The 15,313-nt window shown below is 70.9% G+C and carries 13 protein-coding genes and 2 pseudogenes; 6 read left to right on the top strand and 9 right to left on the bottom strand.

The genetic code is table 11. The features are described from left to right. Nucleotides 1-50 precede the first annotated feature (50 nt). The 4 genes from EOT10_RS07355 to EOT10_RS07340 all read right to left on the bottom strand — a co-directional run bounded on the left by EOT10_RS07355 (nt 51) and on the right by EOT10_RS07340 (nt 4,305). Nucleotides 51-1,208 (bottom strand): acyl-CoA dehydrogenase family protein, encoded by a 1,158-nt coding sequence (locus tag EOT10_RS07355; RefSeq protein WP_127827225.1) that lies wholly within the window; start codon nt 1,206-1,208, stop codon nt 51-53. Nucleotides 1,209-1,288: 80 nt separating this feature from the next. Beyond that, nucleotides 1,289-2,314 carry an acyl-CoA dehydrogenase family protein gene (locus tag EOT10_RS07350; protein ID WP_127827224.1) on the bottom strand — a complete coding sequence of 342 codons (1,026 nt, stop codon included), beginning with the start codon at nt 2,312-2,314 and terminating at the stop codon, nt 1,289-1,291. Next, entirely contained in the window at nt 2,311-3,468 is a 1,158-nt protein-coding gene (locus tag EOT10_RS07345; protein ID WP_127827223.1) for an acyl-CoA dehydrogenase family protein, read from the bottom strand. The genes EOT10_RS07350 and EOT10_RS07345 overlap by 4 nt, the downstream gene beginning before the upstream one ends. 54 nt (nt 3,469-3,522) lie before the next feature. Further along, the gene (locus EOT10_RS07340) at nt 3,523-4,305 is read right to left on the bottom strand and encodes an enoyl-CoA hydratase/isomerase family protein (protein WP_127827222.1); all 783 of its coding nucleotides are present in this window, start codon (nt 4,303-4,305) and stop codon (nt 3,523-3,525) included. A gap of 412 nt (nt 4,306-4,717) precedes the next feature. Between EOT10_RS07340 and EOT10_RS07335 the strand changes: the two genes are divergently transcribed. The 4 genes and pseudogenes from EOT10_RS07335 to EOT10_RS42570 all read left to right on the top strand — a co-directional run bounded on the left by EOT10_RS07335 (nt 4,718) and on the right by EOT10_RS42570 (nt 8,311). Next, on the top strand, nt 4,718-6,283 hold the full coding sequence (locus EOT10_RS07335) for an AMP-binding protein (protein ID WP_127827221.1): 1,566 nt from the start codon (nt 4,718-4,720) through the stop codon (nt 6,281-6,283). A gap of 53 nt (nt 6,284-6,336) precedes the next feature. Further along, nucleotides 6,337-7,470 carry a thiolase family protein gene (locus EOT10_RS07330; protein ID WP_127827220.1) on the top strand — a complete coding sequence of 378 codons (1,134 nt, stop codon included), beginning with the start codon at nt 6,337-6,339 and terminating at the stop codon, nt 7,468-7,470. Between the two features lie 29 nt (nt 7,471-7,499). Continuing rightward, nucleotides 7,500-7,715, top strand: a pseudogene (locus EOT10_RS43080) (enoyl-CoA hydratase-related protein); the annotation flags it as partial. Nucleotides 7,716-7,807: 92 nt separating this feature from the next. Next, a complete protein-coding gene (locus EOT10_RS42570; protein ID WP_262985400.1) occupies nt 7,808-8,311 on the top strand; it encodes an enoyl-CoA hydratase-related protein in 504 nt (167 codons plus the stop codon). Nucleotides 8,312-8,437: 126 nt separating this feature from the next. Here EOT10_RS42570 and EOT10_RS07315 read toward each other — a convergent pair whose 3' ends face one another. The 3 genes from EOT10_RS07315 to EOT10_RS07305 form a co-directional block, all read right to left on the bottom strand. Next, nucleotides 8,438-9,229 (bottom strand): enoyl-CoA hydratase, encoded by a 792-nt coding sequence (locus tag EOT10_RS07315; protein WP_189491295.1) that lies wholly within the window; start codon nt 9,227-9,229, stop codon nt 8,438-8,440. A 10-nt stretch (nt 9,230-9,239) separates the two neighbouring features. Continuing rightward, nucleotides 9,240-10,886: a long-chain-fatty-acid--CoA ligase gene (locus tag EOT10_RS07310; RefSeq protein WP_127827216.1), complete on the bottom strand. Its 1,647-nt coding sequence runs from the start codon at nt 10,884-10,886 to the stop codon at nt 9,240-9,242. A 105-nt stretch (nt 10,887-10,991) separates the two neighbouring features. Next, nucleotides 10,992-11,789, bottom strand: a complete 798-nt coding sequence (locus EOT10_RS07305) for an acyl-CoA thioesterase (protein WP_223280856.1) — start codon at nt 11,787-11,789, stop codon at nt 10,992-10,994. A 348-nt stretch (nt 11,790-12,137) separates the two neighbouring features. Here EOT10_RS07305 and EOT10_RS43075 point away from each other — a divergent pair. Further along, nucleotides 12,138-12,263: pseudogene (locus tag EOT10_RS43075) on the top strand (LysR family transcriptional regulator); the annotation flags it as partial. Between the two features lie 56 nt (nt 12,264-12,319). On the opposite strand, the gene EOT10_RS07295 reads toward EOT10_RS43075, so the two are convergent. Further along, entirely contained in the window at nt 12,320-12,877 is a 558-nt protein-coding gene (locus EOT10_RS07295) for an MFS transporter (RefSeq protein WP_223280855.1), read from the bottom strand. Nucleotides 12,878-13,138: 261 nt separating this feature from the next. Further along, nucleotides 13,139-14,188 carry an MBL fold metallo-hydrolase gene (locus EOT10_RS07290; protein WP_223280854.1) on the bottom strand — a complete coding sequence of 350 codons (1,050 nt, stop codon included), beginning with the start codon at nt 14,186-14,188 and terminating at the stop codon, nt 13,139-13,141. Between the two features lie 233 nt (nt 14,189-14,421). On the opposite strand from EOT10_RS07290, the gene EOT10_RS07285 reads away from it, so the two are divergent. Beyond that, on the top strand, nt 14,422-15,183 hold the full coding sequence (locus EOT10_RS07285; protein ID WP_127827213.1) for a 3-hydroxyacyl-CoA dehydrogenase: 762 nt from the start codon (nt 14,422-14,424) through the stop codon (nt 15,181-15,183). Nucleotides 15,184-15,313 lie beyond the last annotated feature (130 nt).

The following is a 15,313-nucleotide window of genomic DNA, read 5'->3' as shown; positions in this document are numbered from 1 at the left end:
CCAGGCGTCGGCTCGGATGCGGGACGCCTTGCGGAAGGGTGCTCGGGCGGTCAGAGGCCGAGGGACTTGGCGATGATCGTCTTCATGACCTCGCTGGTGCCGCCGTAGATGCGGGACACGCGGGTGTCGGCGTAGAGGCGGGCGATGGGGTACTCGGTGATGTAGCCGTAACCACCGTGCAGCTGGAGGCACTTGTCGATGACGCGCCCTGCGACCTCGGTGCAGAACAGCTTGGCCTTGGCCGCGTCGGCGACCGTCAGCTCGCCGGCGTCGTGCAGCTCCAGGGCGCGGTCCGCCATGAGCCGCGCGGCCTCGACCTCCGTGGCGCACTCGGCGAGGACGAACTTGGTGTTCTGGAAGTGGGCGACCGGCTTGCCGAAGACGGTGCGTTCCCGGACGTAGTCGGTCGCGAAACGCAGGGCCGCGGCGGCGGTGGCGGCACCCCCGAGCGCGATGGTCAGGCGTTCCTGGGGAAGGTTGTGCGAGAGGTACGAGAAGCCCTTGCCCTGCTCGCCGAGAAGGTTCTCGACCGGCACCTTGACGTCGGTGAAGGACAGCTCGGCGGTGTCGGAGGCCTTCAGGCCGATCTTCTGCAGCTTGCGGCCGACCGCGAAGCCCTCGCTCCTGGACTCCACGCACAGAATGGACAGGCCCGCCCGCCGGTCCCCGGGGTCGAAGGGCGTGGTGCGGGCGACGACGAGCACCAGGTCGGCGAGGGCGCCGCCGGTGATGAACGTCTTGGCGCCGTTGAGGACGTAGTGCGTGCCGTCCGCCGAAAGCCGGGCCCTGGTCTGGATGTTGGCGAGGTCGGAGCCGGTGCCGGGCTCCGTCATCGCGATGGCGGTCATGAGATCCCCGCTCGCGAATCCGGGCAGCCACCGCTTCTTCTGCTCTTCGGTCGCGTACGTCATGAGGTACGGCAGGATCAGGTTCGTGTGGACCGAGTAGTTGCCGAAGGACACGCCTGCCCGCGTCGTCTCCTCGGTGGCGATCGCGGCGAACTTGAAGCTGGACTCCCCCGCGCCGCCGAACTCCTCGGGCACCTGGATGCCGAGTACGCCAAGGGCGCCGAGCCTGCGGTAGAAGTCACGCGGCGGGTGCCCCTGCTCCTCCCACTCGTGGTGGACCGGGACGACCTCCTTCTCGATGAAGTCCCGCAGCGTCGCGCGGAACGCCTCGTGATCCTCGTTGAACACCGAAAGACGCACGGCAGCCTCTTCTCTCGCCAGGTGTGTTCCGCGCTGCAGCATATTATTCGAACGATCGTTAAGCTAGTCCTTATGGGCGACTAGTACGCGGTGGCCGTCAGACGGGTCCAGACGCCGTGCTCGCCCGCGGCCGCGGCCTGACGGCCGAGTTCCTCGGCCCATTGCCGCTCGGCGGCGACACTGTCGCGCCAGGCCCACAGCCGTCGCGTGCAGTGGTGCAGTGGGTACTCGTGGGTGACGCCCATGGCGCCGTGCAGCTGGTGGGCCAGGCGCGCGATGTCCGTCGCCGCGGCGGCCGTCATGATCCGTGCGGTGGCGACGGCGGACTCTGAGACGTTCACGTCGGCCGGGGTCTCGCCCTCCGCTGCGACGGCTTCGCGGGCCAGGGCCAGCGCGGTCTCGGCCTGGGCGAGGCCGACCCGCATCTGCGCGACCCCGGACGCGACCGCGGGGATCTCGAGCAGCGGAGCACCGAACTGGCGCCGCTCGGCCACATACGCCTTCGTCAGCCGATAGGCACCCTGCGCCGCACCGACCACGGCGGCGGACCACAGCAGCCCGAGCCGCTGCCGCACGGCGTCGTACGAGGGCGCGCCGGCCAGCTCAGCGGGTGTGGCGCCCGTCAGGGTCACGACGTCGCGCGGCTCCCCGGCAAGATTCTCACCGGGCTCGACGACCGCTCCGGCCATGTCCACGGCCTGCGCCGGACGGCCGGGCGCACACAACACGAGGCGCTGCGCGTGGCGGCCCCACGGCACGACCGGCAGACCTGGACCCCGGTCGGTGGGTGCGGTGGACGTATCGAGCAGGACGACGGTGGTCAGCCGGTCGTCGAGCGGCTGAGCATGTCCCACGACCCAGTCGGCCACCGACGTTTCGACGATCGGCACGCCGACGCCCCGGGAGGCCAGGGCCTCGACCACGACGACGAGATCGTCGAGCGAACCACCCGAACCGCCGCGCTCCTCGGGCAGGCCCACCCGGTGCAGGCCGAGTTCCCGCAGCCGCTCCCACAGTCGCAGGGGGTCGACGTCTCCGGCCGTGCCACCCTCGGCGGACACCAGGTCGTCGATCAACGTCCGCAGCTCCGCGGCGAACTCGCTCATGCCCGGGCCTCCTGCTTGGCGATCACGGACAGCAGCACCTCGGCCGCTCCGCCGCGCAGCCCGAACCCGGGCGAGGCGAGCAGGGCCTGACCGAAGACGCTGTCCCGTGCGGCGTCGCGGCACAGGTCCGTGCTGCGCAGCGCGTCGATGACGTCGTGTTCGAAGGTGTTGCCGAGGTACTTCAGCGTCGCGGCCTGCTGCACCGGTGCCTCACCGGCGTCCAGCGAGCGGGCGACGTCCCAGCACATGCGGCGCAGGACGGCCAGTCGTGCGGTCAACGAGCCGAGCAACCCCTGGAGTTCATGAGCCTGGGCCTCGGCGGTGGCGGCGATCAGGTCGACGAGCACCGGGTAGCTGGACAGCACCCGTTCGGCGCCGCCACGTTCGAAGGAAAGCTGCTCGACGACCTGCTTCCAGCCGGCGCCGGCCCGGCCGAGCACACGGTGCGCCGGCACGAAGGCGTCGTCGAAGCGCACCTCGTTGAAGTGGTGCTCGCCGGTCAGGTCGACGATGGGGGTGACGGACACACCGTCGGCCTGCATGTCGACGATGAACTCCGTGAGCCCCTGGTGCTTGCGTGCGGCGTGCTCGGTGCGCGCCAGTACGTAGGCGTGGGTGGCGCGGTGGGCATGGCTGGTCCAGATCTTGTGTCCGGTGATCCGCCAGCCGTCCCGCACGCGCCGCCCGGTGGTGCGCACGGCGGCCAGGTCGGATCCGGCTTCCGGCTCGCTCATGCCGAGGCAGAACACCGCGGTCGCGGAGGAGATTTGCGGCAGGATCTCCTCCTGCAGCTCTCGGGTGCCGTGGCGCAGGACGGCCGGGCCGATCTGCCGGTCGCCGATCCAGTGGGCGGCGACCGGGGCACCGGCGCGCAGCAACTCCTCGGTGACGGCGAGACGTTCGACATGGGAGCGTCCACCGCCCCCGAACTCCTCCGGGTAGGTCATCGCGACGAGTCCGCGCGCGGCGAGCTCCTTGCTGAAGTCCAGGTCGAAGGAGCGCAGCCAGGCGTCGCTGCGCGGCCGGTAGCGCCCGGCGTCCCGCCAGTCGGCGGTCAACCGGCGTACCTGCGTGCGCAGTTCGAGCCAGTTCTCCTGAGGTCCTGATCGGCGGCTCGCTGTGCCGGGCGGCGTCGGGGGGTGTGCGTGGTCCACGGCGGCCTTTCGCTCGACGGAGTGGTCTGTTCTCGATCGGGTGGCGTAGCCGGTTCACCGGCCCGTGAAGTGGCCCTCGCGCTTTTCCTGGAACGCGGCGTAGGCCTCCTGCGAGTCCTCGGTGGCGGTGACGACGGCCATGTGCGAGGAGATGAGGTCCAGCGCCGTCGGCAGATCGGTTCGGGCCCCCTGTCGCACCGCGCGCTTGATCATCTGGATGGCGACGGGCGGGCGCCCGGCGAGCCGCTCCGCGTACGCGTACACCGCGTCCAGGAGCTTCTCGTCGTCGTGCACCTCGTCGACCAGGCCGATGCGGAGCGCGTCCTCGGCGCCGACGAAGTCACCGGTCCACAGCAGGCGCAGGGCGGTGGAGGTGCCCACGGCGCGCGGCAGCAGCCAGCAGCCGCCGTCGCCGGGAACGAGCCCGATCTTGATGTACCCCTCGCTGAAGCGGGCGCTGTTCCCGGCGAAGCGCACGTCGCAGAGCAGCGCCATGTCCATACCGGCGCCGACAGCGGGCCCCGACACCGCTGCGAGGACCGGCTTGTCGATGCCTTCCAGGGCGAGGGCGACCCGGTGGACGCGCTTGGTCAGCAACTCCTTCTCGCCCAGCGGGGAGCGCTTGTCGCCCTTGAAGTCGGACAGGTCCACTCCGGAGCAGAAGGCGCCGCCCGCGCCGGTGACGACGATGACACGTACGTCGGGGTCGCGGCCGGCCTCCAGCAGGGCGTCCGCCCACTGTTCGACCATGTCGAGGGTGAAGGCGTTCTTCCGGTGGGGCCGGTTGAGCAGGATGGTCGCGACGTGGGCGCGCACCGAGTATTCGAGGTCTGCCACGGGGATCCTTTTCGATCGTTCAGACGGTGGGGGCTGTGGGAGCGGGTGCGGGTCCCGTGGACGCCATGTCCGGGGCGTCGGAGAGGTCGCCGAAGAGGTCTCGACGGGGTTCACCCCGTGCGGTCCGGATCTGCCGGGATCTGCCCGGATCCGGGCTCATGGGCCCGCTCAGGCCTGCCGCTGACGTCCTCAACGGCTGCAAAATTGGATCCAATAATGGCTACGGCGGCATCACGCGTCAACGTCTCGCCGCCTCCCGGAAGCAGTCGGGGCTCAGGGCCTCTTGACCATGGCCTCATGACGGGCCACCCTCGTACGAGCGATATCACTCGATCGTTCGTTCAGTAGTTGCTCGGTCTCGACCGGCTCATCCCACCAACGGGGCATTCCTGGACAGGAGTAACTCGCCGCAATGGGAACCACGGGAACCACCCACCAGACCCACCCCGTCGGCTTCGGCGCCGTCGCCGCGACGTACCCGGCCCGCACGGCCGTCGTCGATCCCGACGGCACCCAGGTCACCTTCGGGGAACTCGCGGCCCGGTGCCACCAGTTGTCGCACGCCCTGCGGGCCGAGGGCCTCGTGCCGGGTGACTGCGTCGTGGCGATGACCCCGAACAGACGCGCGTACTACGAACTGCGCCTGGCAGCCGGTCAGATCGGCCTGTATCTCACTCCGGTCAGCCACCATCTCACCGCTCCCGAGATCGCGTATCTGGTGACCGACAGCGAGGCGAAAGCCGTCTTCGTGGACGCGTCCTTGCTGAAGGCCGCCGGCCCCGCGCTGGACGAGGCGGGCTTCGCCGACGAGGGCCGGTTCGTCATCGGTGGCGGCGAGGGCGGCGGTGGCCCGTGGCGTGACTACGAGGAGCTGCTCGCCGGGCATCCGGTGACTCCGCCGCCGGACGTCACCGCGGGCGATGTCATGGGGTACACGTCGGGTACGACCGGCCGGCCCAAGGGCGTCCGCAAACCGCTGTCCGGCCGGCCGCCGGAGGTGACGCCCTTCGTGCGGGATTTCATGGCCCGCCTCGACATCCGCCCCGGACCCGGCGTGCACCTGGTGGTGTCGCCGCTCTACCACGCGGCCCCCGGCACGTTCTCCAGCATCGCGCTCAGCTTCGGCCACACCGTGGTGGTCGCCGAGCGCCCGGACGCCGAGCAGATCCTGCGGCTTGTCGAACGGCACAGGGTGAACGTGCTGTTCACCGTTCCCACCATGTTGCATCGGATCGTGCGGCTCCCGGAATCCGTTCGGAACCGCTACGACACGTCCAGCCTGCGCAGCGTCGTACACGCGGGCGCTCCCTGTCCCGTCGAGGTGAAGCGCCGTGCGATCGACTGTCTCGGACCGGTGCTCACCGAGTTCTACGGGGCCACCGAGGGCTCTGCCACAGCGCTGACCACAGCGGAGTGGCTGACGAAGCCGGGCAGCGTCGGATATCCGCTCGCAGGGAGCGAACTCCGGATCGTCGATGTCGAGGGGCGACCACTCCCGGCGGGCGAGACCGGCACGGTCTACTTCCGGCTCCCCGCCCCGTTCGAGTACTTCAAGGATCCGGCGAAGACCTCGGGCGCCCTGCTCGACGGCTTCTTCTCCGCGGGCGATGTGGGCTACGTGGACGAGGACGGCTGGCTGTATCTCTGCGACCGGCGCACCGATCTGATCCTCTCCGGCGGGGTCAACATCTACCCCGCGGAGATCGAGGAGGTCCTGCTGCTCAGCCCCGAAGTCGCGGACGTCGCGGTGATCGGCGTCCCCGACGAGGAGTGGGGGCGACGCGTCGTCGCCGTCGTACAGCCCGAGGCCGACGTCACGCCCGGCGCGGGTCTCGCCGATCGCCTCATCGAGAACTGCCGGTCCAGGCTGGCGGGGTTCAAGGTCCCACGCCGGATCGAGTTCACGCAGCGGCTCCCCAGGACGCCCTCCGGAAAGATGCTCCGGCGCGAGGTGCGCGACCGGTATGCGAACCCGTAGCACTCGCCTCGCGCGGCAATCCGGGGCGCCGCCCGAAACGTTGGGAGTACACGATGCAGGACGCCGTCATCGTCGACGCGGTACGAACCCCTGTCGGCAGGCGCAACGGTGCGCTCGCCGGTGTTCATCCGGCCGACCTGTCGGCCCATGTCCTCAAGGCGCTCCTCGAACGGACCCAGGTCCGGCCCGAGGAGATCGACGACGTCGTCTGGGGCTGCGTCACGCAGTCCGGTGACCAGTCCGGCAACATCGGGCGCGCCGCCGTGCTCGCCGCCGGCTGGCCCGAGACCGTCACCGCGACCACCGTCAGCCGCGCCTGCGGCTCCAGCCAGCAGTCGGTGCACTTCGGCGCCGCCGGGGTGATCGCCGGGCAGTACGACTTCGTGATCGCGGGCGGCGTCGAATCGATGAGCCGCGTGCCCATGGGCAGCGCGCGGCAGGGTGGCGAGCCCATGCCCCCGAGTGTCCTGGAGCGGTACGGCGTCGACGGTTTCCGTCAGGGCATCGGCGCGGAGATGGTGGCCGAGAAGTGGGGTCTCACGCGTCGGCAGCTCGACGAGTACGCGCTGGGGTCCCACGAGCGGGCGGCGGCTGCCATCGACTCCGGTGCGCTGACCGGCCAGTTGGCACCGCTCCCCGGTGGCCTGCGGACGGACGAGGGGGTGCGGCGCGGCGGCACGCCGGAGTCCCTGGCCGCCCTCAAGCCCGCGTTCCGCGAGAACGGCCTGATACACGCCGGGAACTCGTCCCAGATCTCCGACGGCGCCGGTGCGCTGCTCATCACGTCGAGCGAGCACTCCCGGGCGCGCGGCCTCACCCCGGTGGCTCGGGTTCACACCGCCGTCCTCGCCGGTGACGACCCGGTCATCATGCTCACCGCTCCGATCAACGCGACCGCGAAGGCGCTGGCGAAGGCGGGACTCGGGATCGACGACATCGGGGCCTTCGAGGTCAACGAGGCGTTCGCGCCCGTTCCGCTGGCCTGGCTCGCCGAGACCGGTGCGCGGGCGGACCGCCTCAACCCGCTCGGTGGGGCGATCGCGGTGGGGCACCCCCTGGGCGGCTCCGGTGCCGTGCTGATGACGCGCCTGCTCCATCACATGCGGGACAACGGCATCCGATTCGGCCTCCAGACCATGTGCGAGGCGGGCGGCATGGCCAACGCGACCATTCTCGAACTCCTGTAGACCGCCGGCCGAAAGTGGGAGAACGACGCATGACAGGTACGTCCGAGCGCGTGACCGTCTCGGTGAGCGACGGGGTCGCCGATGTACGGCTGAACCGGCCCGAGAAGCGCAACGCCCTCGACCCGGAGATGTTCGAGGCTCTGGTGACGACCGGGGAGCGGCTGAAGACCGAGCCGGGGGTCCGGGCGGTGGTGCTGTCCGGCGAGGGGCCGGACTTCTGCTCCGGCCTGGACTTCACCGCGTTCCGGGCGATGCGGACGGGCAGCGGCTCTCCGCGCGGACCCGACTCCCGCCGTCCGAGGGGCCGGCGCAGGCCGCCGGGCAGCGCGCCGCGTATGTGTGGGCCGAACTGCCCGTGCCCGTCGTCGCCGCGGTGCGCGGCAACGCGCTGGGGGGCGGCCTGCAGATCGCGCTCGGCGCCGACATCCGGATCGTGGCACCGGACGCCCGGCTCAGCGTGTTCGAGGTGGCGTGGGGTCTCGTCCCGGACATGACGGGCTCACAGCTGCTCCCCGAGTTGGTCGGGCGGGACGTGGCCAAGGAGCTGACCTTCACGGCCCGTGTCGTCGGCGGTGAGGAGGCCGTCCGTATCGGGCTCGCGACCCGCACGGACCCCGAGCCGCGCACGGCGGCGCTCGCCCTGGCCGCGGAGATCGCCCGGCAGAGCCCACACGCGGTACGGGCCGCCAAGCGGCTCCTCGACCTGGCCGGGCGCACCGGACTCGGGGCCGGGTTCGCCGAGGAACAGAAGGAGATCGGTGCTCTGATCGGCAGCCCGAACCAGGTGGAGGCGGTGACAGCACGGTTTCAGAAGCGCGAGCCGCGGTTCACCGATCTCTGATCCGCCCGGTCCACCCGGTCCGCCCGATCCGCCCGGTCCGCCCGGTCCGCCCGATCCGCCCGCCGCACTGGGTACGGCCCTGGCAGGAGCGCTCGACTCCCGCCAGGGCCGTCTCGGTTCGCCGCCCTACGCGGGTCGGTTCTGTTCCCTGCCGCGCGAGATGATCACCTCTCGGCGGCGTTCAACGTCCGCCGTGCCGGGGGTCGAGGCCAGCCACTCGCGTGCGGTCGTGGCCTCCACCCGGTCGCCGTCGCCCACGAGTTCGGCCTCCACCCGCCGGTAGGAGCCGAGCAGAGTCTGCACCGCGGCCCGGTCGTTGCCCGCGATCGTCGCCGCCACCCGGCGCGCGGCCGGCAGCAGTTCCCCGTGCGGGACGACCTCGGTGACGAGGCCTGCCCGCAGCGCCTCGGCCGCGGAGAGGAAGTCCCCCGTCAGACTCATCCTGCGGGCCAGACCCGAACCGACGAACAGCGGCAGCAGCACCGAGAGGCGCCAGCCGGGCAGCACGCCGACCCGCGCGTGGGTGTCGGCGAAGCGGGCCCGCTCCGAGGCGATGAGGATGTCGCAGTTCAGGGCAAGCTCCAACCCGCCCGTCACGGCGGCCCCGTTGACCGCGCCGATGAGCGGGGTACGCAGCGGATCGCCCCACGGCGCCCGCGACACGGACCGATCGACGACGCCGCCGGGCAGGCCGCCCTCCGGCGAGCCGAGCCTGCGCAGGTCGAGGCCCGCGCAGAAGGCGGGGTCTGCGCCGGTGAGGACGATCGCGCCGACCGTGTCGTCCTCGTCCAGCTCGCGCAGGGCGGTCCGCAGTCCCTGCAGCAGTTCGGGGTCGATCGCGTTGCGTACGTCGGGCCGGTTCAGCGTGACGACGGCGGTGGCGTCGTCGTTCCGCTCCACCAGTACGGAATCCGTCACGGTTCGCTCCTCAGGTGTCGGTGTGCCGGGCGCCGCCGGACAGGCGGGGGTCTCCTGCGGGCTCTCCGGCCGTCTTTGCCCCGTAGTTCTCCCGCAGTTGGAACTTCTGGACCTTTCCGCTTGCATTGCGCGGCAGGGCGTCCGCGAACACCACCGAGGTCGGCTTCTTGTAGGAGGCGAGCCGGTCACGGCAGTGGTCGATGATGTCCTGCGCGGACGGCGGCGCGGACGGATCGGCCGGCACGACCACCGCGCGCGGAGTCTGTACCCACTTCGGGTGGTCCACGCCGATCACCGCGACCTCGGCCACGCCGGGATGTGTGTCGATGACGGCCTCGACCTCGGCACAGTAGATGTTCTCCCCGCCGGAGATGATCATGTCCTTCTTGCGGTCGACGACATAGATGAAACCCTCGTCGTCCACGCGGCACAGGTCTCCCGAGTGGAACCAGCCGCCCGCGAACGACTCCTCGGTCTCCTTCGGTTTGTTCCAGTAGCCGAGCATGGTCGTCGGGCCCCGGTAGACGATCTCCCCCACCGCTCCGACCGGTACGTCCCGCATCTCCTCGTCGACGATGCGCACCTCGATGCCCGGGAGCGGCCTGCCGACCGATCCCATCTTCCGTATCGCGTCCTCGGCCCGCAGCATGGTGGTGGTCGGGCTCATCTCGGTCTGCCCGAACGCGCTGTACGCGGGGGCCTGCGGGAAGCAGTCCCGCAGCGATTCGAGCACCGACGGCGGTGCGACAGACGCGCCCCAGACGAGCGTACGCAACGCGAGTCGACGGTCTTTCAGGCCGGGTACCGCGCACACCGCCTGCCACTGGCTCGGCACGAGGAAGCAGTTGGTGACCTGCTCACGTTCGAGCAGATCGGCGAGCGCGGCCGGGTCGAAGTGTGTGGATGAGTCGATCACCACCCGGCTGCCGTCGATAAGGCCGCGCAGCGTGGAGTTCAGCCCGCTGATGTGGAACATCGGCACCCCGACCAGCAGGGTTCCGGGCTCCTGCTGGATGCCGCCGGTCGCCGAGAGCACGGCGTACGCGCACATGACGAGGTTCAGGTGGGTCAGTACGGCGCCCTTCGGGCGGCCCGTGGTCCCGGAGGTGTACATGATGAACGCGGGGTCGTTCTCGTCGACGTCGATGCCCGGGTCCACGGCCGGGGCGGCGGCGAGCGCGGCCTCGTACGACTCGGCGTGCGGCCCGGCCTGCGCGGCGCCGTCCCCGGTGACGAGCACGGTGCGCAACCGCCCGTCGAGCTCGCGGGCCGCCTCGGTACAGACGGCCACCAGCTGTTCGTCGACGAGGAGGGCGGTGGAGCCGCTGTCGGCGAGGATGTACGCGATCTCGTCGGCGACGAGCCGGAAGTTCACCGGTACGACCATGGCTCCGAGCCGGGCGGTGGCCAGGATGGCCTCGGCGACCTCGATCCGGTTGTGCATGACCACCGCGACACGGTCACCGCGCCCGATTCCGCGGGCCGCCAGGGCGTTGGCGAGGCGGGAGACGCGCGCGTCGAGCTCGGGGAAGGTCAGCCGGCGGTCCCCGTGCTGCATGCCGATGCGGTCAGGGAACTTGCGGGCGCAGCGGGCCAGTTGGGCCCCGAAGGACATCCGGCGGCCGGCGGACACGGCATCGACGGCGTGCTCTTGCATGACTTCTCCCATTCGTCTCCGGTGCTGACATGCGCGTGTGCTGTGCGTGCGGCCGAGGACGGCGATCAGCCGGGTCAGCCCGACCGGTCGGGCCGGGACGCGGGGTCACTCCGTGGCGTGTGTCCGCCGCCGGAACAACTGCTCCTGCGTGAGGCTCGCCCGCAGCCCGCCGTCGGAGCCGCTGACCGTCCCCGTGTACCAGCCACGCCCGCCCGCCACCGTGTGCGGGACCAGGTCGAGCAGCACCCAGTCGTCGAGCCGCGCCGGACGGTGGAACCACACCGCGTGGTCCAGGCTGCTCATCGGGCTCCCCTCCCGGTCCGCCAGGGAGACGAGGCCGCTCAGGGCGTCGGAGAGGTAGGTCAGCGCGGCCGCGTGCAGCAGCGGGTCGTCACCGAGCTGCGCGGTACAGCGCGCCCAGAAACGGGTCGGCCACCGCGCGTCCGGGTACGGCTGGGCCGGCTCGCGGGCCTCGAAGGAGACGAGCCGCGGCAGCAGCGCGGCGGGCAGTGCGTCGGGGGGCCCGGCGTCCGGGGCGGGCGACACCTGGACGTCCTTGCCTTCCTCACGGGCGTGGAAGGAGGCGGACATGTTGAAGATGACCTGGCCGTCCTGCAGTGCCACGACCCGGCGGGCCGAGAACGACCGGCCGTCACGGTCGCGGTCGACGCGGAACACCGTCGGCCGGCCCGCGTCTCCGGCACGGAGGAAGTACCCGTGCACCGAGTGCGGCGGCCGGTCGTCGTCCACGGTCCGGCCGGCGGCGACCAGGGCCTGCGCCGCGACCTGCCCGCCGTAGAGCGAGAACGGCTCGTCGAGGACCGTGTTCCCGCGGAACAGATCGCTGTCGATCTTCTCCAGGTCGAGCAGCTCCGCCAGCGAGACGCCTTCGGGAGTCGACACCGGGAAGGGCCGATGCAGCAGTGGAGGGATCCGGCGCGCGCCGCTCATGACGCGCCCGGGGTCGGGGTCGGGGCCGCCGCTCGGGTCTGTTCGTCGCGGGTCGGGATGTCACGGAACGTCGACGCCTCGGACTCCGCCGCCCCCGAGCCGCGCGAGGCCCCGCCCTGGACGATCGGACACCCGATCCCGAACTCATCCGTGAACCTGGTTCTGAGCACGCAACCCATCCCAACTAAACGATCGTTCGACAGGCCATACTCTGGCAGCAGGACACAGCGGTGTCAACGAACGGGCGGCCAAGTCCTCGGCCCCCTCCCCTCAACGGACACCTCTCGCTAGCCTGGCGCGGTGGACCTGCCTCACCTGCGCTATTTCCTGGCCGTCGTCGATCGCGGCAGCATCAAAGCGGCGGCGGCATCGGCAGGCGTGACCGAGCCGAGCGTCTCCCAGGGCATCCGGGCTCTTGAGCACGAGTTGCGCACACTGCTGTTCCGTCGCATCGGGCGGGGCATGGTGCCGACCTCGGCCGGTCACGCTCTCGTGGGCCCCGCCCGCCGGCTCCTCCGTGACATCGCGTCGGCGGGTGGCTCCGTGACGGACACCGACAGCCGTCTGCGTGGGCAACTGACCATCCAGGGGAGGCCCCGCTTCTCGCTCGGGTGCCACGAGTAGAGCGCCGTGTGGATGATGGGGCCCGAAGGCCCCTCCAGGAATCCGAGCAGCATCCGGCTGACCAGCAGGACGGTGAAGGTGGCCGAGGCGACCACCGGGAGCATGGCGATCGACCAGCCGACGGCGAGGATCGCGAGCGACCACTTGAGGGCCGTCCACTTGTTGAGGAGACCCGCGATCAGGTTGCCGAGCGTGAGGGTCACGAAGAACGCGCTGCCGATGAAGCCGATCCGTGAGGCGCTGAGCCCGAGCTCCTCGGCGAGCGGCTGGGCCACGAGGCCGTACACGGCCTTGTCGGCCCAGTTCACCGTGTACAGCAGCATCAGCAGTCCGGTGAACCCCCAGGCCCTGGCCCGGGATTCGGTGGCGGACTCGACGGGGGCGGGACGGGGACCTGCCACTTTGCTCGTGGTCACGGGGCGGCTCCTTCGGGGACGTACCCCTCTGGGGGCCGGAAGCACCGACTGCGGCTCGGGCCTGCGTGGTGTTCCGGCAGTGGGGAGCGGTGGGGGACATCGTGAGTGCCCGCCTGTCCGTGACGCAAAGACTCAGGACGGAACCGTGGGTTAAGCGATTCCTATGAGCCCAGGCAGGAGGCGGGAAAGGGTGGGCCCCGGCCCTGCCGATGACTTATCGATCGTTAAATCAGCTTCGCTCCTTGCTCCTTCGCCCCTCGCTCACCGTGACGCGGCCGGGTACCAGCGCGTCGGTCCGGCTCCGTGCTCGGTGATCTCCTGGCGGGCGGCGAGGAGTTTGAGGTGGGCCAGCGTCTCCCCCAGGGCGAACCGTCGTTGCTGCACACCGAAGGCGGACCAGGGCCTCGACCACTCCAGGTGGGCCGCGAGCTCCCACCCGGTGGCTCCGGGCGCCGCCCGTACCGCGGCGAAGGTCTCCGCCAGGCGTTCGGTGTGGTGCCGCGCCATCTGGGCCAGCCGCTGGTCGAGGCGGCGGAAGCGGTACTCGTGCGCGGGCAGGACCTCTTCGACGTCGTACCGCTCGAGCCGTTCGAGGGAGACCAGGAAGTCGGCGAGCGGGTCGCCGACGGTACGGGAGTACACGCCGATCGCGGGCGTGATCCGGGGCAGCACGTGGTCGCCGGAGAACATCAGCCGGCGTCCTGGTTCGTAGAAGCAGGAGTGGCCGGGGCTGTGCCCGGGGGTCCACACCACGCGCAGGTCCAGGTCCGGCAGTTTGATCCGCTCCCCGTCCTGGAGCAGCACGTCGGGGCTGGGAGCCTCGAACAGCAGGTCGGCGTTCATGGCGTCCACCGTGGTGGTGGCGTCGGCGTCGGGCATGCCGTTCCGGACGAGGTGGCTGAGGTGATCGCTGCGCCATCGCTCACGGGTGCCGAGGCCCTCGCCGAGAGGGGCGGCGTCCAGGGCGTGCAGGGCGACGTACGCGCCGGAGGCCTCGCGTACGCGGCCGGCCAGGCCGAGGTGATCGGCGTGGTTGTGGGTGACGAGGACGGCCTTGACGTTCTCGACGGTGGTGCCCATCTCGGCGAGTCCGCCGCGAAGGGCCTGCCAGGAGACGTCGGCGGGCCAGCCTGCGTCGATGAGCACGACGCCGTCGCCGGACTCCAGGGCGTACACCAGGACGTAGCGCAGCGGGTTGTCCGGGATGGGTACGGGGATGGACCACAGCCCGTCGCGCACGCGCTCGACCGGTGGCATGACGCCGTCCTGCCATGCCTGCCACTGCGAGGTGCCGGTGATCTCAAGAGTCACAGTCCATCCTTCCGTTGACACCGTCTGGGGCCTGTGGTTGCCTGAGGACGGCACTGGCAGAACGATCGTTAAGTTAACAGATCGGGTGCCTCACCGACAGCCACTCGCCTGGAGCGGAGCGCGCAGATGCCGTTTCTCCGACACTGCTTCAACGACGCTGTTCCTCCGAGCGTGGGGACGAGCCCGCCAGTCCGCCGCAGCCACCCGCCACAGGAATGAAAGTGGGGAGTTCCATGCGTACCGAAGGTGTGTCCGCTCTGGTCACCGGTGGGGCCTCGGGCCTCGGCCTTGCCACGGTCCGGAAGCTTCTGGCGTCCGGCGCCCGTGTCGTCCTCTTCGACCTTCCGTCCTCCGACGGCGAGGCCGTGGCCAAGGAGCTGGGCGAGCGCGCCTCCTTCGTGGCCGGTGACGTCAGCGACGAGGCGGATGTGACGCGTGCGGTCGAGGCCGCGGCGGAACAGGGGCCGCTGCGCGTGGTCGTCAACTGCGCGGGGATCGGCGGCTCGGCCCGTACCGTCGGCAAGGAGGGGCCGTACCCCCTGGAGCGGTTCACCAAGGTCGTCACCGTCAATCTGATCGGCACTTTCAACGTGATCCGTCTGGCCGCCGCGAAGATGGTCGGCAACGAGCCGCTGGACGGCGACCGAGGTGTCATCGTCAACACCGCCTCCGTGGCGGCGTTCGACGGGCAGATCGGGCAGGCCGCGTACTCCGCGTCCAAGGGCGGTGTCGTCGGCATGACGCTGCCGATCGCCCGTGACCTGGCCAGCCGTCAGATCCGGGTGGCCACGATCGCCCCGGGCCTGTTCGACACCCCCTTGCTCGGCAAGGCGCCGCAGGAACTGCGCGATTCGCTGGGCAAGCAGGTGCCGCACCCGCCGCGCCTCGGCGCCCCGGACGAGTACGCCTCGCTGGTCGCGCACATCGTGGACAACCCGATGCTCAACGGCGAGGTCATCCGCCTCGACGGCGCCATCCGGATGGCGCCGAAGTAGTACCAGCGGGTGGTCACCACCCACCGGCATCCCGCTCACGCTCACAGGGACTCGGCCTCCCCCACCCACGGGGGGGGCCGGGCCCCCGCAGGTTCGAACCGCCGTAACTCCCCCGGCCCTTGGCCGCCGA

It is taken from the genome of Streptomyces antnestii (genome assembly GCF_004005495.1).
In the GTDB taxonomy this organism is placed as follows: Bacteria; Actinomycetota; Actinomycetes; order Streptomycetales; family Streptomycetaceae; genus Streptomyces; species Streptomyces antnestii.
Note: the sequence above shows the minus strand (reverse complement) of the source record. Positions and strands in the feature narration are given on the sequence as shown.

What these genes read in the sequence shown, in the direction of transcription:
- EOT10_RS07335 (WP_127827221.1), top strand. Translation starts at nt 4,718, where the DNA reads ATGGGAACCACGGGAACCACCCACCAGACCCACCCCGTCGGCTTCGGC.
- EOT10_RS07330 (WP_127827220.1), top strand. Translation starts at nt 6,337, where the DNA reads ATGCAGGACGCCGTCATCGTCGACGCGGTACGAACCCCTGTCGGCAGG.
- EOT10_RS07285 (WP_127827213.1), top strand. Translation starts at nt 14,422, where the DNA reads ATGCGTACCGAAGGTGTGTCCGCTCTGGTCACCGGTGGGGCCTCGGGC.
- EOT10_RS07350 (WP_127827224.1), bottom strand. Translation starts at nt 2,314, where the DNA reads ATGAGCGAGTTCGCCGCGGAGCTGCGGACGTTGATCGACGACCTGGTG.
- EOT10_RS07310 (WP_127827216.1), bottom strand. Translation starts at nt 10,886, where the DNA reads ATGCAAGAGCACGCCGTCGATGCCGTGTCCGCCGGCCGCCGGATGTCC.